We start from the raw sequence: 20,776 nt of genomic DNA on the forward strand, positions 1-20,776 counted from the left end.
GCCCCTAGCAAGACGCCGGACCTCTGGCCAGCGTCGGATGTCCCCTCAAAACATGAATACGGCCCGGCGTCAAAGGAGGCGGGCCAGATCCGGCAATCACCGCGTCCTACTGGGCCGCGTCGCCATTTTCGCCGCTGGCGCCTGCACTGGCACCGTCGTCGGGAGTGGCCGGCGCCGTCGTCTGGCCGGAGGCCTTGGCCGCCGTATCGGCCTGCTTCTTCTGCACCGCCCGATAGCGGGCGACGTTCTGATTGTGCTCTTCCAGCGTCGCGGCAAAGACATGGCCGCCATTGCCGTCGGCGACGAAATAAAGGTCATCGGTCTTCGAAGGATTGGCCACCGCCTCGAGTGCGGCGCGGCCCGGATTGGCGATCGGCGTCGGCGGCAGACCTTTGATCAGATAGGTGTTATACGGCGTCTGCTTCTCGATGTCGGACTGATAGATCGGCCTGTCGGCCGGTTTGCCCTTGCCGCCGAACAGGCCGTAGATGATGGTCGGATCCGACTGCAGCCGCATGCCCTTGGCGAGCCGGTTGAGGAAGACCGCGGCCACGCGCGAGCGCTCGTCGCCCCTGCCCGTCTCCTTCTCGACGATCGAGGCCAGGATGACGAAGTCCTCCATATTGGCGATCGGCAGGTCGGGCGCGCGATGCGCCCAGACGTCCTCGACCAGCTTCTTTTGGTCGGCGACCAGCTTTTCGACCATCTGCTGCCGGGTGGCGCCGCGCGTGAAGCGCAGCGTGTCGGTCGCGATGCTGCCCTCGGGCGGCATGGCCGCCGGCATGTCGCCGGTCAGCGCCTCCTGCTCGGCCACGCGCTGCAGCGCCTGCTCAACCGTGAGCCCCTCTGGGATGGTCAGCGAATACATTACCGACTTGCCGCTCTTGAACAGCTCCATGATGTCGCGCATCGAGGCACGCGGCTTGATGGCGTATTCGCCGGCCTTCAGCGCGGAATCGTTGCCGGTGGCACGCACCCCCAGCCTGAAGATGCGCGCATCGCTGACCAGGCCGCGCCGCTCCAGCTGGTCGGCGATCTCCTGAACGCCGGTGTTCGGCTTGACCATGAAGGTGTCGCCATTGGCGGACGGGCCCGGCTCAATGAAGGCCTGCATGCCGAAATAGAGTGCGGCACCCGAGGCAAGCACGACCAGGATGACCAACGAAAGGAAGAAATTCAGGAATACGACGACCTGGCTGCGCGACGCGCGCGAGCGTTTTGACGGCGGCGGCGTGCCGGCCTCGGGGCGCAGCGCCTCGGCGGCTGTCTTGGGCACGATCGGTCCTTGCGCCTGACGCTGTCCGAATTCTCCACCGCCGCCCGGATTTGTATTCATGGCGCCCTACCGTCTGATCTTGCAACGAATCCCCTAGCCGAAGTGTAGGGGCAAATTTGGCAAAAATGACGGCAGGCGGCGGACCTGCCGGTAGGCTGAATGTTCAGCCATCGTAACGTTGGAAGACGAGCGAGGCGTTGGTGCCGCCGAAGCCGAAGGAGTTCGACAGCGCCACATCGATCTGGCGCTGGCGCGGCTTGTTCGGCACGAGATCGATCGCCGTCTCGCGTTCCGGATTGTCGAGGTTGATGGTGGCGGGGGCAATGTTGTCGCGGATTGCGAGGATCGAGAAGATCGCTTCCGCGGCGCCCGCAGCGCCCAGCAGATGACCGATCGACGACTTGGTGGACGACATCGAGATCTTGGAAGCGGCATTGCCGACCAGCCGCTCCACGGCGCCGAGCTCGATCGTGTCGGCCATGGTCGAGGTGCCGTGCGCATTGATGTAGTCGATGTCGGCGGGCGAGAGCTTCGCCCGATTCAGCGCCGCCGTCATGCAGCGGAAGGCGCCGTCGCCGTCCTCGGCCGGGGCGGTGATGTGATAGGCATCGCCGGTCAGGCCGTAGCCGGTGACCTCGGCATAGATCTTGGCGCCGCGCGCCTTGGCGTGCTCGAGCTCCTCGAGGACGACGACGCCGGCGCCCTCGCCCATGACGAAGCCGTCGCGGTCGCGGTCATAGGGGCGCGAAGCGATCTCGGGCGCATCGTTGCGCTCGGTGGAGAGCGCGCGGCAGGCGGCGAAACCTGCCATCGAAAGCCGGGTGATCGGCGCCTCGGCGCCGCCGGCCACCATGACGTCGGCATCGCCCCAGATGATCAGCCGCGCGGCATCGCCGATGGCGTGCGCGCCCGTCGAGCAGGCGGTGACGACAGCATGGTTCGGGCCTTTCAGCCCGTGCCGGATGGAAACCTGGCCGGAGACCAGGTTAATGATCTGTCCGGGGATGAAGAACGGGCTGATGCGGCGCGGGCCGCGCTCCTTCAGGATCATCGCGTTCTCGGCGATGCCGTCGATGCCGCCGATGCCCGAACCGATCAGCACGCCGGTGGCGCACTGGTCCTCATGCGTCTCGGGCTTCCAGCCGGAATCGGCCAGCGCCTCGTCGGCCGCCGCGATGCCGTAGAGGATGAAGTCGCCGATCTTGCGCAGTTCCTTCGGCTCGAGCACGGCCTCGGGATTGAAGGTGCCGTTCGAGCCGTCGCCGCGCGGAATGACGTGGGCGATCTTGCAGGCAAGGTCGTCCACCTCGAATTCGGTGATGCGGCAGGCGGCGCTGCGGCCGGAAAGCAGTTCCTTCCAGCTGTGCTCGACACCCATGCCGAACGGCGAAAGCAGGCCAAGGCCCGTGACGACGACTCGCCTCATCGCAGGTCCTCCCCGGCGATACCCGCGGAAAGCCTCAGGCCGAGGCCTTATCGATATACTTCACGGCATCGCCGACAGTCAGGATGGTCTCGGCGGCGTCGTCTGGAATCTCGACGCCGAACTCTTCTTCGAACGCCATCACGAGTTCGACCGTATCGAGGCTGTCCGCGCCCAGATCGTCGATGAAGCTCGCCTGCTCCGTCACTTTGTCGGCATCGACGCCGAGATGCTCGATGACGATCTTCTTGACGCGCTCTGCGGTGTCACTCATTTGGGGCCTCGTCTTACGTTGTGTTGTCTTCGTTAGCGGGCGGAATGCCGCTAATCAAGCTGAAAGATGGTCTTGTGGGAAACGCAACGCCACAGGACCGGTTTTTGCCCGAACCGCCGGGTTGCCGGCCGCATTACACGAAAAACAGCGGGCGTCCAAGCCGAAATGGCTGTTTTCACAGGCGCCCGGGGCTCGGTCGCCCAGGTGTGTGAGATTCAGCTCAAGCCGAGCCGAAAATGGCGGCTTTCGAGGGCCGGAGCGGAAGCGCAGGAAGCCGCCGTTTGCAGGCCGGCATCACCTGAATCTCAAATACCCTAGATCATCGCCATGCCGCCATTCACGTGGATGGTCTGGCCGGTGACATAAGCCGCCTCATTGGACGCGAGATAGGCGACGGCCGAGGCAACCTCGGCGCTGGTGCCCATGCGCCGGGTGGGAATCGCCGCCATGATGGTTTCTTTCTGCTTGTCGTTGAGCTTGTCGGTCATGGCCGATTCGATGAAACCTGGGGCGACGCAGTTGACGGTGATGTTGCGGGTGGCGATCTCCTGTGCCAGCGACTTGGAAAAGCCGATCATGCCGGCCTTGGAGGCGCAGTAATTGGTCTGGCCGGGATTGCCGGTGACGCCGACCACCGAGGTGATGTTGATGATGCGGCCATGGCGGCGGCGCATCATCGGATGGGTGAGCTCACGAGTGAGCCGGAACACGGCGGTCAGGTTCACCTCGAGCACGGAATCCCAGTCGGCGTCCGACATGCGCACGAATAGGCCGTCCTTGGTGATGCCGGCATTGTTGACCAGGATGTCGACGCCTTCGAGATCGGCCTCCGCCTTATGGCCGAGCGCCTTGACCGCGTCGCGGTTGGTCAGATCCGCCGGGAAGAGCTTTACGCGGTCGCCGAGCTCGCCAGCCAGCGTTTCCAGCTTCTCCACGCGGGTGCCGTGCAGGCCGACGATCGCGCCCTGGCTGTGCAGCACCCTGGCGATCGCCTCGCCGATGCCTCCCGATGCGCCGGTGACGAGCGCCTTACGGCCGGTCAGTTCGAACATTGCTTCAACCTCATTCTTCCGGACGCCCCGCGAGCGACTCGTTCCGCATTTGTCATGTTGTCCAGGCCATACCAGAAGTTCTCGGCGCTCACGACCGATTCTTCACAAAGCCTGATCTGCTCCAGCACTTCCGCAGCCAGGTAATAGTCCTCGAGATCTTCGAGTCCACGCTCAACGAAGTCACGCAGGTATTCGGCTTTGCTTCGACCAGTCATCGCCACGAGATCGTCGAGGCGATGCTCGACTTCGGGAGAAAGACGGATGGAAGTAGGAATGCCGCACCTGCCAGCAAGAGTTCCCTGTTTATCCTGAAGTTGCCAGCGCCGCCTCGACTTCCGCCGCCGTGCCGATGGCGCCGGTCGCGATATCGCGGTTGATGCGTCGCGCCAAGCCCGACAGCACCTTGCCGGCGCCAACTTCGTAAAGCGTCGCGACACCTTTGGCGCCGAACCATTCCACCGTCTCGCGCCAGCGCACGCGGGCAACGACCTGCTCGACCAAGCGGCGGGCGATCTCGTCCGGGTCGCTGGTCGGCGTGACCGAAACATTTGAGACGATGGGAACCACTGGCGCGCTTTTCGCGACCCCGGCCAGCGCCTCGCGCATGATATCGGCGGCCGGCGTCATCAATGCCGAGTGAAAAGGTGCCGAGACCTGCAGCATCAACGCCCGCTTGGCACCCCTTTCGGTGCAGAGCTTCGCCGCCAGTTCGACGGCCGCCTTGGCGCCGGAAATCACCAGTTGGCCACCGCCATTGTCGTTGGCGATCTGACAGACAGAGCCTTGTGCCGCTTGGGCGCAGGCGGCTTCCACATCAGCCTGCTCCAGCCCGATGATGGCAGCCATGGCGCCCTCGCCCGCCGGCACCGCCGCCTGCATGGCGTTGCCGCGGGTGCGCAGCAGTCGCGCGGCATCGGCCACCGAAACGAAGCCGGCTGCGGCAAGCGCGGAATATTCGCCGAGGGAATGGCCTGCGACATAAGCCACCTTGTCCTTCAGCGAAAAACCGCGCGATTCCAGCGCCCTTACCGCCGCCAGCGACACCGCCATCAGCGCCGGCTGGGCATTGGCCGTCAGCGTCAGGGTTTCCTCCGGCCCCTCCCAGATCAGCTTCGACAGTTTTTCGCCGAGCGCCTCATCGACTTCCTCGAAGACATGGCGCGCCTCGGGAAAGGCATCGGCGAGGTCCTTGCCCATTCCGACGCCCTGGCTGCCCTGTCCCGGAAAGGTGAATGCGACGGCCATGTTAGCGTCTCCAGCGGCTGGTTTTTCCCTGCCTCTGGCGCAAGGCGGACGGCCAAGTCAAGCCCGCAAGCACCAGTTCAGCGGCTGTTCCAGCCGGGAGAACGGCCGAGTTCCCTGTTCTGAAAGGCTTTTTGGCGATCACACCTGATGAAAACCGCTCACGAATCGTTTGCTGGCTCTTCTTATTTCCGCCACAGGCGCTAGCTTTGTGTGACATTTCGATGACAGTGGCGTGACGCGAGTGGAAGACGCGTGACATGGGCCGGGGAAGCAAAGTGGCTAGGATCAGGAAAGGCGCGGCCAAACCCGCGCCGCAATTTTTGGAAGACGATCCGTCCACGGGCTATCTGCCGGGGCGCAGATGGCCGATTGTCCGCTATGGCCTGGCGACGCTGCTTGCCTCCGCCCTTCTGGTGTTCGCCATCGAATGGATCGTGCGCGGCGACTTCTTCGGCACAGTCGATTTCTTCCTGCAGCCCTTCAAGCCCGGCTGGACCACCATCATCGTTTTTTCGCTGGTGCTGATCGGGCTCGACGCCATTCTCGGCCGCAGCCATCAAAGCCTGATGATCGTCGCGCCGGTGACATTGGCATTGGCCTTTGTCGGTCACCAGAAATCGCACTATCTGGGCGATCCGCTCTACCCGACCGATTTCCTCTATGCCCGCCAGATCATGGCGCTGATGCCGCTTCTGGTGCGCGAGCGCCCCTGGACGGCCGTGCTGCTTGCGGCAGCGATCGTCGCCAGCCTCGCGCTGCTCGTCTATGGCTGGCGGCTCTGGCGCCGGCGTGTGCCGATCCTCAGCCGCAAGGGACGGCTGGCGCGCTTGACGCTTGCCGTGCCGCTGCTCGCCTTCTTCGTCTCGATCATGGACTACGCCACCTTCTCGTGGACGCGCGACAGGCTGCAGATCATCCCGATCATGTGGGACCAGAAGGAGAACTATGCCTCCAACGGCTTCGCGCTCGCCTTCGCGCTCAACGTGCCGATGGCGCATGTTTCGGCCCCGCCCGGCTATTCCGAGAAGACGATGGATGCGATCGCGCGTCCCGGGGTTGCCGCCTCGGTGCCCGACCAGAAGCCCGATATCATCGTGGTGATGAGCGAATCCTTCTGGGATCCGACGGAGCTCCCCGGCGTCAGCATCAAGCCCGACCCGATCCCGACGGTGCGCGCGCTGCGCTCAGGCTCGATGTTCTCGCCGGAATTCGGCGGCATGACCGCCAATATCGAGTTCGAGGCGCTGACCGGCTTCTCCAACGCCTTCCTGCCGGCGGGCTCGATTCCCTATCAGCAATATGTGCGCACGCCGACGCCGTCGCTGGCGACTTTCCTGAAGAGCGAAGGCTATAGGGCGCGCGCCATCCACCCGGGCACCAACTGGTTCTGGAACCGGGGCGCCGTCTACGCCGATTTCGGCTTCAGCGACTTCCGCTCGGAAGAGACGCTGCCGCCGATGGAGAAGCGCGGGCCGCTGGCCTCCGACGCGGCCATGACCGACGAGATCATGCGCGAGGCCGAGGCCAGCCAAGAGCCGGTATTCCTGTTCGCGGTCAGCCTGCAGAACCACGGGCCCTACGAGCCCTACCGCTATTACAATCCGACCCATAGCGTCGACGCGCCGATCAGCACGTGGGCGCGGGAATCGCTGCTCTCCTACGCCGAAGGCTCGGCCGACGCCGATCGCGGCCTGCAGCGCCTGATCGACTGGGCGAAGAAGCGCGAGCGGCCGACCATCATCGCCTTCTTCGGCGACCACTTGCCGCCGCTCGGCCCGGTGTATGTCGAGACCGGCTTCCTCAAGGACAATGTCGCGCCGCGCAAGGAGCCGACGCCCGAGGCGGCGCTCGAGCATCACGACACGCCGCTGATCATCTGGTCGAACCGCTCCGGTCCGGTCGAGAATCTGGGCTCGGTGAGCCCCGCCTTCCTGCCCTATCATATCCTGACTACGGCCGGGATCACCCACCCCTATTACACCGGCTTCCTCGGCGCGCTGCGCGAGCACTACCGGGTGGTTGACCGCAACCTTTTGCTGTCGCCCTCCGGCGAGGCGACGCCCGACTGGGCGCGGCAGAAGAAGATCGATCCGAAGATCAACGATTTCCGGCTGATCCAGTACGACATGATGTTCGGCAAGCGCCGGGTCGCGCCCGACTTCTTCCCCGAGACGGTAGTCCCGCTCGTCGCGCATATGAGCTGAGTAGATCGCCTTCCGACGAAATGACCGACCTGCGGCCGGCGGGTCAGCCAATTCCCGCAAGCGCCGCCAGTCCTGCGACACTGCGGAGCCGCCGGCCCTCTCTCCCGCCCTTGCCTTCCTCACGAATTGCTGTATAGACGCCGGCAATCTGCCGGTCCTTGCTGGGGGCTGAACGGAGGGCCGTGGCCTTAGAGGGCCACGTCATGAAGCCAGAAGCGCTTTGGGCCTCCCGTGTCTCCGCTCTCGACCGTCTCGTGATGCTCCTTTCTTCCCCGCTCCTTCGCGACCGGGTCAGACAAGTTGCAGAGGCTTAGCCGCGAGGGCCGGTGAGAGAAACGAAGAAAGGCAGAAAAACATAATGGCTCTTTACGAACATGTGTTTCTTGCCCGGCAGGACCTGTCGCAGCAGCAGGTTGATGCGCTTGTCGAACAGTACAAGGGCGTCATCGCCGCCAATGGCGGATCGGTCGGCCGGATCGAGAACTGGGGACTGAAGTCCCTCACCTACCGGGTCAAGAAGAACCGGAAGGCTTACTACACGCTGATGGACATCAACTGCCCGCCAGCCGCGCTCAACGAAATGGAGCGCCAGATGGGCCTGTCGGAAGACGTGCTGCGCTTCCTCACCATCAAGGTCGAGGCGCACGAGGAAGGCCCCTCGGCGATGATGCAGAAGCGCGAAGAGCGCTCCGAGCGCGGCGGCTTCGGCGACCGCGACCGTGGCGACCGTGGCCCGCGTTCGTTCGGCGACCGCGACCGCGGCGACCGTGGCCCGCGCTCGTTCGGCGACCGTGATGGCGGCGACCGTGGTCCGCGCCGCCCGCGCGAAAACGTTGAAGGGGGTGCAGAATAATGGTCGACATCAACCAGATCCCGACCCGGCGTCCGTTCCATCGCCGCCGCAAGACCTGCCCGTTCTCCGGCGCCAACGCTCCGAAGATCGACTACAAGGACGTGCGTCTGCTGCAGCGCTACATTTCTGAGCGCGGCAAGATCGTGCCGTCGCGCATCACCGCCGTCAGCCAGAAGAAGCAGCGCGAGCTCGCCAAGGCGATCAAGCGCGCCCGCTTCCTCGGCCTGCTGCCCTACGTGGTTCGCTAAGGTATTGATGCGGGCGGCTTGCCGCCCGCTTCGGCCCACGGCGACGGGCGCCGCGACGGGCAGGCTCAAATCCCGAGTTGAGGCCATAAACCTCTAACTGCCGAAACAGGCAGGACAGCGACACCGGCGAAGACGCCATTTGCTTCCTGACCTGTTCCCAAAGAATCCGCCGTCATCCGCGATGGCGCCAACCAAAGGAACGAAACCATGGAAGTCATTCTCCTCGAGCGCATTTCCCGCCTCGGCCAGATGGGCGAAACCGTCAAGGTCAAGGATGGGTTCGCCCGCAACTTCCTGCTGCCGCAGGGCAAGGCGCTGCGCGCCAACGAAGCCAACAAGAAGAAGTTCGAGGGCCAGCGCGCCCAGCTCGAAGCCCGCAACCTCGAGCGCAAGTCGGAGGCTGCGCAGATCGCCGAGAAGCTCGACGGCAAGAGCTTCATCGTCGTGCGCTCGGCAGGCGAGACCGGCCAGCTCTACGGCTCGGTGTCGACCCGCGACATCGCCGAACTGCTGACCGCCGAGGGCTTCTCCGTCAGCCGCAACCAGATCGAGCTCAACCAGCCGATCAAGACCATCGGCCTCTCCAACGTGGCGATCGCGCTGCATCCTGAAGTCGAGGTCACGGTGACGCTCAACGTCGCCCGCTCGGCCGATGAGGCGGAGCGCCAGGCCAAGGGCGAGACGCTGACGACGGCCGAAGCCATCTATGGCGAAGACATCAACGACAACGCCCGGCCGGAAAACTTCTTCGATCCGAACGCCGAATTCGAAGGCGGCGAGGACAACGCCTGATCGACAAGGCAGGAGCCGCGCTCCGGCTCCTCCTGCGTCCAGCGCCGACTGGACCAACGCCCGGGTCTTCGACCCGGGCTTTTTTGTGCCAATAGGAACTTTTCTAATCCCTATATCTTGTTGCAGATTACGGCGTGGCGCGTCGATTGGACGCGGGCGATGCGCTGTGGCACTTTCGATTTGGCATTCGGTCCGACTGCCGGATGGTCCGTCTGAGGGGACATTTGGTCATGAACATCCTGTTGAAACACGTTCTCGAACGGCTGGTGCGGACCGGCGACCTCAAAGTGACCGGGCCGAAAGGCACGACGCATAAGTTCGGCGACGGCAGCGGCGAACCGGTACACATCCACATCAAGACCATGCATGCCGAGCGCGCGATCACCTTCGATCCGATGCTGGCCGTGCCCGAAGCCTATATGGATGGCGAACTGGACATCCCCGAGGGCGGCGTCCTCGGGGTGATGCGGATCGCTTTCCAGAACATGGGCAGCGGCGGCATCGACGTGACCTGGTCGAAGGCCATCGAAGGTCTGCGCCATGCCTTCCGCCGCCTGCAGCAGATCAACACGGCGTCGAGATCTCGCCGCAACGTGCAGCGCCACTACGACCTCTCCGGCGAACTCTACAAGCTCTTCCTCGACGAGGACATGCAGTATTCCTGCGCCTATTTCGAACAGCCCGACATGACGCTGGACGAAGCGCAGGTCGCCAAGAAGCGCCACATCGCCGCCAAGCTGAGACTCAAGGCCGGCCAGACGGTGCTCGATATCGGCTCCGGCTGGGGCGGCCTCGGGCTTTATCTCGCCAAGGCCTTCGACGTCGACGTGCAGGGCGTGACGCTATCCACCGAGCAGCAGAGCGTCTCCACCGACCGCGCACATGCACTGGGCCTGCAGGACCGCGCGCATTTCGACCTCAAGGATTATCGCGCGCTCAACGAACGCTTCGACCGCATCGTCTCGGTCGGCATGTTCGAGCATGTCGGCGTCAACCACTACCGGACTTTCTTCGACAAGGCGGCGACGCTGCTCAAGCCCGACGGCGTGATGCTGCTCCACACCATCGGCCGGTCCGGCGTGCCGTGGGCGACCAGCGCCTTCATCCGCAAATACATCTTCCCAGGCGGCTACGTCCCGTCGATGTCGGAAGTGCTGCCCGCGATTGAGAAATCAGGCCTTATCGTCACGGACATCGAGATTCTCAGGCTTCACTACGCCGACACGCTGAAGCATTGGGGCCAGCGCTTTGCCGCCAACCGCGACAAGGCGAAGGCTATCTATGACGAGCGCTTCTGCCGCATGTGGGAGTTCTACCTCGCGGCCTCGGAAGCCGCCTTCCGCTGGCAGGACCTGGTGATCTTCCAGTTCCAGATCGCCAAGAAGAACGACACGCTGCCGATGACGCGCGACTATATGGCCAAATGCGAGAAGGCGCTGGAATTGCGCGACCTCGGCCATCAGGAGCCGGCGACGCCCGCCGTCAAGCCGACCCGCCGCAAGAAGGTGGAATAGAACGGCGGCGATTGCCGCTTGCCATTGCGGCCTGACGCCACGAAAAAGGTCTCGTTCGCGAGGCCTTTTTCATGAACTACCTAATCTACATCGCGGCGGCACTTGCCGAGATCGCCGGCTGCTTTTGCTTCTGGGCCTGGTGGCGGCTGGGGAAGTCGCCGCTTTGGCTGGTGCCAGGTCTGGCGTCGCTGGCATTGTTCGGCTTCCTTTTGGCGCTGGTCGACACGAGCGCCGCCGGTCGCGCTTACGCCGCCTATGGCGGCATCTACATTGCCGCTTCGCTCGGCTGGCTTTGGCTAGCCGAAGGCGTGCGCCCCGACCGTTTCGACCTCGCCGGCGCCGCGCTCTCGATCGTCGGCGCCTCGGTGATCCTGCTCGCGCCAAGAGGAGCCTGAATTGGAACTGCCCACCGCGCTCCGGCAAGGCGTCGACAGCCTGCTCGAAAAAGTACCGCTGCCGGCGCTGAAACAGGCCGCGAGAACGCTTTCGGAACGCTATCGCGCCGAGTTGCGTGACGGCCGCCTGCATATGGGCGAAGACATGGCGGTGAAGGCTTACCTGGCGACCAGGCTGCCCGCCACCTATGCCGCCGTTCGCGCTTGCCTGGACGCGCTGGCGGACGCTCGTCCGGACTTCCAGCCGAAAAGCCTGCTCGATATCGGCGCCGGTCCTGGCACCATGCTTTGGGCCACGGCCGATACCTGGCCGGAGCTCGAACGGGCGGTTCTGGTCGAGGCAAGCGCCGCGGTGCGCAAGGTCGGCCAGTCGCTGGCCGCCGGCGCGATCGCTGCCCGCGCGAGCTGGGTAGCCGGCGACGCCACCATCGATCTCGACGGTCTCGACCCTGCGGACTTGATCAGCGTCGCCTATGTGCTCGACGAGATCGCGCCGGCCTCGCTGCCAAAACTCGTCGACCGGCTCTGGCGATTGACGGCCGACACGCTGCTGATCGTCGAGCCGGGCACGCCGGCCGGCTGGCAGCGTATCCTTGCCGCGCGCCGGCAGCTCATCGAAGCCGGCGCGCATGTCTCGGCGCCCTGCCCGCACGAGGCGCCCTGCCCGCTCGCTCCGCCAGACTGGTGCCATTTCTCGCGCCGCGTCGCGCGTTCGCGGCTGCATCGGCTCGCCAAGGACGCCGACGTGCCGTGGGAGGACGAGAAGTTCATCTACCTCGCCGCCTCGCGACTGCCGGCGCCGGCGCGCGCGTCACGAGTGATCGCGCCGCCAAAGGGCGGTTCGGGCAAAGTCATGCTCAAGCTCTGCCAGCCCAACGGCCATGCCGGGGAGCGCCTCTCCAGCAAGCGCGACGGCGATGTCTTCAAGGCGGCGAGGCGGGCGGACTGGGGCGATACGCTTGGCTGAGCCGCTTGTGATTCAGGGGCGAGGCGACACGGCGCAGACAAGCTTGCCACGACTGACATAGCCGGCATCGCATTTTCCTGTTTTGTTCTCGTTCGAGGCCCGCTAGGGTTGCGCACTTCGATTCGAGTCAATGACGATTCTTTCCACGGAAAAATTTCGGTTGTGAATCGCGAGCATCGAAGTCGGTTGGAACCTCACTGTTGCAGATAAGTCAGCACCGATTTTTCCAGTTCTGATATCGAGGAAGCGGGATCGAAATCGGGGACATCATGGCTGAAGCAGCGCGCAAGCTCGGCGTGGCGGAGCAACCGCTCTACCGCGAGGCACCGAACAACATCGAGGCCGAGCAGGCGCTGCTTGGCGCAATTCTGGTCAACAACGACGCCTTCTACCGCGTCTCGGATTTCCTCAAGCCCGCGCATTTCTATGAGCCGCTGCACCGCAAGATCTTCGAGGTCGCGGCCGAGCTCATCCGCATGGGCAAGATCGCAACGCCGATCACGCTGAAGACCTTCCTGCCGGCGGAAGAGAAGGTCGGCGACATGACCGTGGCGCAGTATGTCGTGCGGCTCGCCGTCGAGGCGGTCACCGTCGTCAACGCCGCCGATTACGGACGCGCCATCTACGACCTCGCCACCCGCCGGGCGCTGATCACCGTCGGCGAAGACATGGTCAACATCGCCTATGACGCGCCGGTCGACATGTCGCCCTCGGAGCAGATCGAGGACGCCGAGCGGCGCCTGTTCGAGCTCGCGGAGACCGGCCGCTACGACGGCGGCTTCGAGAGCTTCAACGACGCGGTCAAAACCGCCGTCGACATGGCCAACGCCGCCTATATGCGCGACGGCCATCTGTCAGGCATCGCCACGGGGCTGCGCGACCTCGACCGCCGCATGGGCGGCCTGCAGCCTTCCGACCTGATCGTGCTTGCCGGGCGCCCCGGCATGGGCAAGACCTCTCTGGCCACCAACATCGCCTTCAATATCGCCGAGGCCTATCAACCGGCGCAGCAGGCCGACGGCACCTTCAAGGCGGCCAATGGCGGCGTGGTCGGCTTCTTCTCGCTCGAAATGTCGTCGGAACAGCTCGCCACCCGCATCATCTCCGAGCAGACCGAAATCTCGTCATCGAAGATCCGCCGCGGCGAGATCTCCGAGATGGATTTCGAGAAGCTGGTCGCCTGCTCGCAGACGATGCAGAAGATCCCGCTGTTCATCGACCAGACCGGCGGCATCTCGATCGCGCAGCTCTCCGCGCGGGCGCGGCGGCTGAAACGCCAGCGCGGCCTCGACCTCATCGTCATCGATTATATCCAGCTGATGCAGGGCTCAAGCGCGCGCGCCTCGCAGAACCGCGTGCAGGAAATCACCGAAATCACCACGGGCCTGAAGGCTCTAGCCAAGGAGCTCGGCGTGCCGATCATCGCGCTGTCGCAGCTGTCGCGTCAGGTCGAAAGCCGCGACGACAAGCGCCCGCAGCTCTCGGACCTGCGTGAATCCGGTTCGATCGAGCAGGACGCCGACGTGGTGCTGTTCGTCTACCGCGAGGAATACTACCTCAAGAACCGCGAGCCGAAGCTCGGCACCGACGAATACATCAAGTGGGAAAACGAGATGAACGAGGCGCGCGGCAAGGCCGAGTGCATCGTGGCCAAGCAGCGTCACGGACCGACCGGCACCGTCAGCCTCGCCTTCCATGGCGAATTCACGCGGTTCTCGGACCTGGCCGAGGAGCATCATTTGCCGGAGAGGTTTGAGTAGTTTTTTGGCCCACGTCAGCGCTCCGTCACACCCCCCTCTGTCCTGCCGGACATCTCCCCCGCAAGGGGGGAGATTGGCTGTCGCCACAACCTTCGCCAATCGCCGCCGTTGCAAGAAGAGCGCCGGCGGCCAAGCTGCTGATCTCCCCCCTTGCGGGGGAGATGGCCGGCAGGCCAGAGGGGGGTGGGCGGGAACGCCGGCCTTCGAAAATTTGCGATCGGCCCGACGCTAATGGCCAAATCGCGCGTTCAGTTCATCTGTCAGAATTGCGGCTCGGTGCATCAGCGCTGGGCCGGCAAATGCGACGCCTGCGGCGAGTGGAACACGCTGGTCGAGGAAGGCACCGCGGGCGGCATCGGCTCGGGGCCGGCCAACACCCGCAATGCCCGCAAGGGCCGCGCCGTGGTGCTCACCAGCCTCTCCGGCGACATCGAGGACGCGCCGCGCATCGTCTCCGGCATCGGCGAGCTCGACCGCGCCACCGGCGGCGGCTTCGTGCGCGGCTCCGCCCTTCTGGTCGGCGGCGATCCCGGCATCGGCAAGTCGACGCTGCTGACGCAGGCCGCAGCCGCTTTGGCCTCGAAAGGCCACCGCATCGTCTATGTTTCGGGTGAGGAAGCTGTCGCGCAGATCAGGCTGCGTGCTCAGCGCCTCGGTGTCGCCTCGACGCCGGTCGAACTCGCCGCCGAGACCAATGTCGAGGACATCCTCGCGACAATCGCCGACGGCAAGCGGCCGGACCTGGTGATCCTCGATTCCATCCAGACGCTGTGGACCGATCTTGCCGATTCGGCGCCCGGCACGGTCACCCAGGTGCGCGCGGCCGCCCAGGCGATGATCCGCTATGCGAAATCCACCGGCGCCGCGATCGTGCTCGTCGGCCATGTCACCAAGGAAGGCCAGATCGCCGGCCCGCGCGTCGTCGAGCACATGGTCGACGGCGTGCTCTATTTCGAGGGCGAAGGCAACCACCACTTCCGCATCCTGCGCACGGTGAAGAACCGCTTTGGGCCGACCGACGAGATCGGCGTCTTCGAGATGTCGGACAAGGGCCTGCGCGAGGTCGCCAATCCATCCGAGCTGTTCCTCGGCGAGCGGCATGCGAAGTCGCCCGGCGCCGCCGTCTTCGCCGGCATGGAAGGCACAAGGCCGGTGCTGGTCGAGATCCAGGCGCTGGTGGCGCCCTCTTCGCTCGGAACGCCGCGCCGCGCCGTCGTCGGCTGGGACGGCGCGCGGCTCTCCATGGTGCTGGCGGTGCTGGAAGCGCATTGCGGCGTCCGTTTCGGCCAGCACGACGTCTATCTCAATGTCGCCGGCGGCTACCGCATCTCGGAACCGGCGGCCGATCTCGCGGTCGCCGCAGCATTGGTTTCGTCGCTCACCGGTCTTGCCCTTCCCGCCGATTGCGTCTATTTCGGCGAAATCAGCCTTTCGGGCGCGGTAAGGCCGGTTGCGCATGCGCAGCAGCGCCTTAAAGAGGCCGAAAAGCTGGGTTTCGGAAGCGCGGTGCTGCCGCTCGGCAGCGAGGAAGTCGTTGGCGGTAATGGGGCCGGGGGAATCGCGGCCGGCGCTTTCCAACCCACCGAGCTTGCCGACCTGGTGGCGCGCATAGCCGGCTCACGGCGCAGTCGCGCCGACGAGGGGGAGTGATGCAGCTCATGATGTGGGGCGAAAGACATGCCGATTACGCTGCTTGACGGAATTCTCGTCGGCTTCACCCTGGTCTCAGCGATGCTTGCCATGGTGCGCGGCTTTTCCCGCGAAGTATTGTCGGTGGTGTCGTGGGCAGCGGCGGCGGCGGCGGCCTTCTTCTTCTACAAGCCGGTCCTGCCCTACGTTCAGCCCTATGTCGACAACGACAAGATCGCCATGGCCGCGGCGGCCGGCATCGTCTTTGTCATCGCGCTGATCGTCGTCTCGGTGATCACCATGAAGATCGCCGACTGGATTATCGATTCGCGCATCGGCGCGCTCGATCGCACGCTCGGTTTCCTCTACGGCGCGGCGCGCGGCATCCTCGTCGTCGCGGTGGCGCTATTGTTCTTCAACTGGCTGGCCGGCGCCAAGGCGCCCGCCTGGGTTGCCAACGCCAAGTCGCGGCCGCTGCTCGAGACGATCGGCGCCAAGCTCGAAAGCGTGCTGCCCGAGAACACGGAAGAGCTGGTCAACAAATACACGCGTAAGGGCACGCCCCAGGCCGGCGCGCCGGCGACCACCGACCAGCCCGCGGCCGAACCGCCGGCGACCGGCGACGACAGCGCGACGGCGCCCGACGACAGCGAAGGCGCAGCGCCGGCCGACAATGAGCCGGCTCCAGCCCCCGCCCCGGCTCCCGCCACCCCGGCGCCGGCAAACTGAGGCGCCGGCAAACTGAAACCAGGCCAGTTCCGGCACTGGCCTGGGGCATGTTATGGATGCGGCATCGCATGCGTTGCGTTCGATGAGCGATCGCCTTATATGGCGGTTTTAGCGGAGCTTGAGCCCCAGATGGCAGACTCAACGGCAGACGCAGGCAAAGTCCTTTCCGCCGAGGCCGATGACCATTTCCATGACGAATGCGGCGTGTTCGGCATTTTCGGCCGGCAGGACGCGGCAGCCATCGTCACACTCGGGCTTCACGCGCTCCAGCATCGCGGTCAGGAAGCCGCCGGCATCGTTTCCTATGACGGCACCCAGTTCCATGTCGAGCGTCATGTCGGGCTGATCGGCGACACCTTCACCAAACAGAACGTCATCGATCGCCTGCAGGGCAACCGCGCCATCGGCCACACCCGCTACGCCACCACCGGCGGCGCGGGCCTGCGCAACATCCAGCCCTTCTTCGCCGAGTTGGCCGAAGGCGGCCTTGCCGTCGCCCATAACGGCAACCTCACCAATGCGCTCACCGTCCAGCGCGCATTGCAGAAACAGGGCTCGATCTTCTCCTCCACCTCCGACACCGAGACGCTGCTGCATCTGGTCGCCACCAGCAAGGAGCGCGATTTGAACTCGCGTTTCATCGACGCCGTTCGTCAGGTCGAGGGCGCCTTCTCGCTGGTCGCGATGACGGCCAAGAAGATGATCGGCTGCCGCGATCCGCTCGGCATCCGTCCGCTGGTGCTCGGCGACCTCGACGGCGCTTGGATACTCGCTTCGGAAACCTGCGCCCTCGACATCATCGGCGCTCGTTTCGTGCGCGACATCAAGCCGGGCGAGATGGTGGTCATCACCTCCAAGGGCATCGAAAGCCTGTTCCCATTCGAGCCGCAGAAGACTCGCTTCTGCATCTTCGAATATGTCTATTTCGCGCGGCCGGATTCCTCGGTCGAGGGCCGCAACGTCTATGAGGTCCGCAAGCGCATCGGCGCCGAGCTTGCGCAGGAAAACCCGGTCGAGGCCGACATCGTCGTGCCGGTGCCGGATTCCGGTACGCCGGCCGCGATCGGCTTCAGCCAGGCCGCGGGCATTCCCTTCGAGCTTGGCATCATCCGCAACCACTATGTCGGCCGCACCTTCATCCAGCCGGGCGATTCCATCCGCCACATGGGCGTGAAGCTCAAGCACAACGCCAACCGCCGCATGATCGAGGGCAAGCGCGTGGTGCTGGTCGACGATTCCATCGTGCGCGGCACCACCAGCCAAAAGATCGTGCAGATGGTGCGTGACGCCGGCGCGAAGGAAGTGCATATGCGCATCGCATCGCCGCCGACCAGCGCATCGTGCTTCTACGGCGTCGACACGCCGGAGAAATCGAAGCTTCTGGCATCGCGCATGTCGGTCGAGGAGATGGCCGAGTTCATCCGCGTCGATTCGCTCGGGTTTTTGTCGATCGACGGGCTCTACCGCGCCGTCGGCGAGGCGCGCCGCGACAACGACCAGCCGCAATTCTGCGACGCCTGCTTCACCGGCCAGTACCCTACCCGCCTGCTCGACTTCGAAGGCCACGACAACGTGCGCACGCTGTCGCTGCTGGCGAGCGGCGGGTCGTAAGCCGGTCCACCCCACGGAATCCCTCACATGACCCTCGACCTTTCCGGCCGCGTCGCGGTCGTCACAGGCGCCTCGCGCGGCATCGGTTACTTCATCGCCAGGGAACTGGCTGCCGCCGGCGCGCATGTCGTCGCGGTCGCCCGCACCGTCGGCGGGCTGGAAGAGCTTGACGATGCGATCAAGGCCGACGGCCGCGGACAGGCCACGCTGGTGCCGCTCGACCTCGCCGACATGGCGGGCATCGACCGGCTCGGCGGCGCGATCCACGAGCGCTGGGGAAAGCTCGACATCCTGGTCGCCAATGCCGGTATACTCGGGGTGATCTCGCCGATCGGCCATGTCGAAGCAAAAACCTTCGATAAGGTAATGACCGTCAACGTCACCGCGACCTGGCGCCTGATCCGTTCGGTCGATCCGTTGCTTCGGCTCTCCGACGCCGGACGCGCGATCATCATGTCCTCCAACGCGGCGCACTCGGCGCGCGCCTTCTGGGCGCCCTACGCGGCTTCCAAGGCCGCGGTGGAGACGATGATGCGCTCCTGGGCGCATGAGACCGAGAGCCTGCCGCTTCGGGTCAACGCCGCCGATCCGGGCGCCACCCGCACCGCAATGCGCGCTCAGGCCATGCCGGGCGAGGATCCCGAGACGCTGCCGCATCCGTCCGAGATCGCCAAACGCATCGTGCCGCTGGCAAGCCCGGACTTGAAGGAAACCGGGCTGATCTTCCAGGCCAGGCACAACCGTTTCGTCGCCTATCGGCAACCGGAATAAACCTGCCTCAAGGCGGATGAAACAGGCCTCCCGCTACGTTCTTCGAATGTAGAACATTCGAAACCGGAGGACCGACATGCGCAGACTTCTTCTCGTTGCCGCCACCGCCATTACCGCCGCACTCGCCGCCACGGCAGGCGCGGCCCTGTCGCAAGACGCCAAGATGAGCTTCTTCGTCACCAGCGTCGGCTCCGGCAAGGGCGCCGATCTCGGCGGCCTCAAGGGTGCGGACGCGCATTGCGCCTCGCTGGCAGAAGCGGCCGGCGTCACCGGCAAGACCTGGCACGCCTATCTCTCCTCCAGCGCCGAGGATGCGCGCGACCGCATCGGCAAGGGTCCCTGGTTCAATGCCAAGGGCGAGAAGATCGCCGACGACGTCGCCTCGCTGCACAGCGACGCCAACGCCATCAGCAAGCAGACGGCGCTTACCGAGAAGGGCGAAGTCGTCAACGGCCGCGGCGACAAGCCCAACCGCCACGACGTGCTGACCGGCTCCAAGCCCGATGGCACCAAGATCGCCGACCAGACCTGCGGCGACTGGACGATGAGCGGCGCGGAAGGGGCAGCCATGACGGGCCATCACGACCGAGTCGGCCTCGACGAATCGGCCGCGGCGAAGTCGTGGAATTCCTCACATGCTTCGCGCGGCGGCTGCAGCCAGGAGGCGCTGAGAGGCACGGGCGGCGACGGCCTGTTCTACTGCTTCGCTGTCGAATAAGCGTCCGGCCAGCGGTCGTTCACGGGTCTGTGACCAGGGCGGGGGAGCGTATGCCGCCGCCCTGCTTTCGCCATTTGCTGGGAGTTGCTAGCATCGACCCGACTCCGACATCCAGCAAAGAGGAATTCCCATGGCTGCCACCCCCAGCGTAGCGTTGGTCTGGTATCTTGTGATCGCCGGCCCGCAGGGCGGCATGGCGGTGCTGCCCAGCACCTTCGACACCCGCGAACAGTGCACCAACGCGATTGCCGAATATCAGAAGCAACCGACGCCGCAGGGTTGGGCCGTGCAGTGCGTGCCGAGCGCCTCGCCTTTCACCGACGAAGGGGATGCGGAAGTGCCATCGGCACAGTAGCGCCAGCTGATCTCCCCCTCGTGAGCCCTTGTGAGGAGGAAGTGGCCGGGAAGCGGCCGGAAGGGGTCGTCGCGCGTGGCGCGCCGGCTCCTGTCGCCGAATGGAGTTCCGCCACCGCAAGCGCCTCCACCTTGCAGGCGATCAACTGACCGTCGAGCCTGCCTCTGGCCCCGAGTGTGATCAGCGCCTTGACCTGGTCGAGCCTCCTTCAGCGGTGCCTGCAGATGCGGTGGCGTCCATTTGCATCCCTTCCGCAGTTTTCGGTGCCTTGACAGCACGGAGATGCTGGCGGGACAGCGCGCCTCTGCCCCGCCGGGCATCGGACGACACCGTCGCCGATTTCCAAACTCGAAAGCGAGATACCCTGTCGGGTCGAGCGAAACTCGATCGTCCTTGGGCCGTTGCCAGACAGGAAGGAGATCCAGCATGGCCAAGGTGACCTCGCATCTGTGGTTCGAAAAGGACGCGCGGCAAGCGGTGGAATTCTATGTCGCCACCATTCCCAATTCAGCGATCGGCCGCACGACCGATGTGCCGGCGGACAATCCGAGCGGCCCCGCCGGCAGCGTCAAGATCATCGAATTCGTGCTCGACGACCAGAATTTCGTCGCGCTCGAAGCCGGTCCGCTCGATCCGTTCAACCATTCCTTCTCGATCCTCGTCGAGCTCGATAACCAGGCCGAGATCGACCGCATCTGGAACGCCTTTCTCGGCAATGGCGGCAAGCCCGAGCAATGCGGCTGGCTGAAGGACCGCTGGGGCCTGTCCTGGCAGATCGTGCCAAAAATCCTCGGCGACATGGCCGCACATCCCGACCGCGAACGCGCCAAACGCGCCACCGAGGCGATGCTGGGCATGGTGAAGATCGATGTCGCGGCGCTGGAGCGAGCGTTTGGGGGGTGAAGCTGCCAATCTCCCCCGCGACGGGAGAGATCGAAGTTCCAACGCAGCGCCAAGCCT

The 20,776-nt window shown here is 65.0% G+C and carries 20 protein-coding genes and 2 pseudogenes; 15 read left to right on the forward strand and 7 right to left on the reverse strand.

Annotated features, from left to right (window positions below):
• Positions 1-106: 106 nt before the first annotated feature.
• The 6 genes and pseudogenes from mltG to fabD all read right to left on the reverse strand — a co-directional run bounded on the left by mltG (position 107) and on the right by fabD (position 5,270).
• The gene (gene mltG, locus CK222_RS08740; protein WP_095800079.1) at positions 107-1,336 is read right to left on the reverse strand and encodes an endolytic transglycosylase MltG; all 1,230 of its coding nucleotides are present in this window, start codon (positions 1,334-1,336) and stop codon (positions 107-109) included.
• A gap of 103 nt (positions 1,337-1,439) precedes the next feature.
• A complete protein-coding gene (gene fabF, locus CK222_RS08745; protein WP_095779177.1) occupies positions 1,440-2,702 on the reverse strand; it encodes a beta-ketoacyl-ACP synthase II in 1,263 nt (420 codons plus the stop codon).
• A gap of 34 nt (positions 2,703-2,736) precedes the next feature.
• A complete protein-coding gene (locus CK222_RS08750; RefSeq protein WP_006203723.1) occupies positions 2,737-2,973 on the reverse strand; it encodes an acyl carrier protein in 237 nt (78 codons plus the stop codon).
• Between the two features lie 314 nt (positions 2,974-3,287).
• Entirely contained in the window at positions 3,288-4,025 is a 738-nt protein-coding gene (gene fabG, locus CK222_RS08755) for a 3-oxoacyl-[acyl-carrier-protein] reductase (RefSeq protein ID WP_095800080.1), read from the reverse strand.
• Positions 4,026-4,102: 77 nt separating this feature from the next.
• Positions 4,103-4,300 (reverse strand): annotated as a pseudogene (locus CK222_RS33520) (ribbon-helix-helix protein, CopG family); the annotation flags it as partial.
• A gap of 28 nt (positions 4,301-4,328) precedes the next feature.
• On the reverse strand, positions 4,329-5,270 hold the full coding sequence (gene fabD / locus CK222_RS08765; RefSeq protein ID WP_095800081.1) for an ACP S-malonyltransferase: 942 nt from the start codon (positions 5,268-5,270) through the stop codon (positions 4,329-4,331).
• 257 nt (positions 5,271-5,527) lie between these two features.
• Here fabD and CK222_RS08770 point away from each other — a divergent pair, with 257 nt between their 5' ends.
• The 14 genes from CK222_RS08770 (at position 5,528) to CK222_RS08840 (ending at position 19,816) form a co-directional block, all read left to right on the forward strand.
• Positions 5,528-7,474: an LTA synthase family protein gene (locus tag CK222_RS08770; RefSeq protein ID WP_095800082.1), complete on the forward strand. Its 1,947-nt coding sequence runs from the start codon at positions 5,528-5,530 to the stop codon at positions 7,472-7,474.
• A 358-nt stretch (positions 7,475-7,832) separates the two neighbouring features.
• The gene (rpsF, locus tag CK222_RS08775) at positions 7,833-8,327 is read left to right on the forward strand and encodes a 30S ribosomal protein S6 (RefSeq protein ID WP_066995640.1); all 495 of its coding nucleotides are present in this window, start codon (positions 7,833-7,835) and stop codon (positions 8,325-8,327) included.
• Positions 8,327-8,575, forward strand: coding sequence for a 30S ribosomal protein S18 (gene rpsR, locus CK222_RS08780; protein ID WP_006203718.1), 249 nt, complete (start codon positions 8,327-8,329; stop codon positions 8,573-8,575). Before rpsF ends, rpsR begins: the two co-directional genes overlap by 1 nt.
• 207 nt (positions 8,576-8,782) lie before the next feature.
• Positions 8,783-9,367 (forward strand): 50S ribosomal protein L9, encoded by a 585-nt coding sequence (gene rplI / locus CK222_RS08785; RefSeq protein ID WP_095779181.1) that lies wholly within the window; start codon positions 8,783-8,785, stop codon positions 9,365-9,367.
• Between the two features lie 230 nt (positions 9,368-9,597).
• On the forward strand, positions 9,598-10,881 hold the full coding sequence (locus CK222_RS08790) for a cyclopropane-fatty-acyl-phospholipid synthase family protein (RefSeq protein ID WP_067330259.1): 1,284 nt from the start codon (positions 9,598-9,600) through the stop codon (positions 10,879-10,881).
• 71 nt (positions 10,882-10,952) lie between these two features.
• Entirely contained in the window at positions 10,953-11,276 is a 324-nt protein-coding gene (locus CK222_RS08795) for a YnfA family protein (RefSeq protein WP_067330256.1), read from the forward strand.
• 1 nt (position 11,277) lies between these two features.
• On the forward strand, positions 11,278-12,243 hold the full coding sequence (locus CK222_RS08800) for a small ribosomal subunit Rsm22 family protein (RefSeq protein WP_095800083.1): 966 nt from the start codon (positions 11,278-11,280) through the stop codon (positions 12,241-12,243).
• Between the two features lie 269 nt (positions 12,244-12,512).
• Complete coding sequence (locus CK222_RS08805; protein ID WP_067330253.1) at positions 12,513-14,003, forward strand: replicative DNA helicase; 1,491 nt, start codon at positions 12,513-12,515, stop codon at positions 14,001-14,003.
• Positions 14,004-14,234: 231 nt separating this feature from the next.
• On the forward strand, positions 14,235-15,653 hold the full coding sequence (radA, locus tag CK222_RS08815; protein WP_067001377.1) for a DNA repair protein RadA: 1,419 nt from the start codon (positions 14,235-14,237) through the stop codon (positions 15,651-15,653).
• A gap of 27 nt (positions 15,654-15,680) precedes the next feature.
• Positions 15,681-16,361: a CvpA family protein gene (locus tag CK222_RS08820; RefSeq protein ID WP_095800084.1), complete on the forward strand. Its 681-nt coding sequence runs from the start codon at positions 15,681-15,683 to the stop codon at positions 16,359-16,361.
• Positions 16,362-16,490: 129 nt separating this feature from the next.
• Complete coding sequence (purF, locus tag CK222_RS08825) at positions 16,491-17,972, forward strand: amidophosphoribosyltransferase (RefSeq protein ID WP_095800085.1); 1,482 nt, start codon at positions 16,491-16,493, stop codon at positions 17,970-17,972.
• Positions 17,973-17,999: 27 nt separating this feature from the next.
• Complete coding sequence (locus tag CK222_RS08830; protein ID WP_067001369.1) at positions 18,000-18,743, forward strand: SDR family NAD(P)-dependent oxidoreductase; 744 nt, start codon at positions 18,000-18,002, stop codon at positions 18,741-18,743.
• A gap of 76 nt (positions 18,744-18,819) precedes the next feature.
• Complete coding sequence (locus CK222_RS08835) at positions 18,820-19,461, forward strand: hypothetical protein (protein WP_067330239.1); 642 nt, start codon at positions 18,820-18,822, stop codon at positions 19,459-19,461.
• Between the two features lie 130 nt (positions 19,462-19,591).
• The gene (locus CK222_RS08840) at positions 19,592-19,816 is read left to right on the forward strand and encodes a hypothetical protein (RefSeq protein ID WP_067001363.1); all 225 of its coding nucleotides are present in this window, start codon (positions 19,592-19,594) and stop codon (positions 19,814-19,816) included.
• 88 nt (positions 19,817-19,904) lie between these two features.
• On the opposite strand, the pseudogene CK222_RS32855 reads toward CK222_RS08840, so the two are convergent.
• A pseudogene (locus CK222_RS32855) lies at positions 19,905-20,003 on the reverse strand (OsmC family peroxiredoxin); the annotation flags it as partial.
• A gap of 239 nt (positions 20,004-20,242) precedes the next feature.
• Between CK222_RS32855 and CK222_RS08845 the strand changes: the two are divergent.
• Positions 20,243-20,719 (forward strand): VOC family protein, encoded by a 477-nt coding sequence (locus CK222_RS08845; RefSeq protein ID WP_095800086.1) that lies wholly within the window; start codon positions 20,243-20,245, stop codon positions 20,717-20,719.
• Positions 20,720-20,776 lie beyond the last annotated feature (57 nt).

This window comes from Mesorhizobium sp. WSM3866 (assembly GCF_002294795.1).
Taxonomy (GTDB): Bacteria; Pseudomonadota; Alphaproteobacteria; order Rhizobiales; family Rhizobiaceae; genus Mesorhizobium.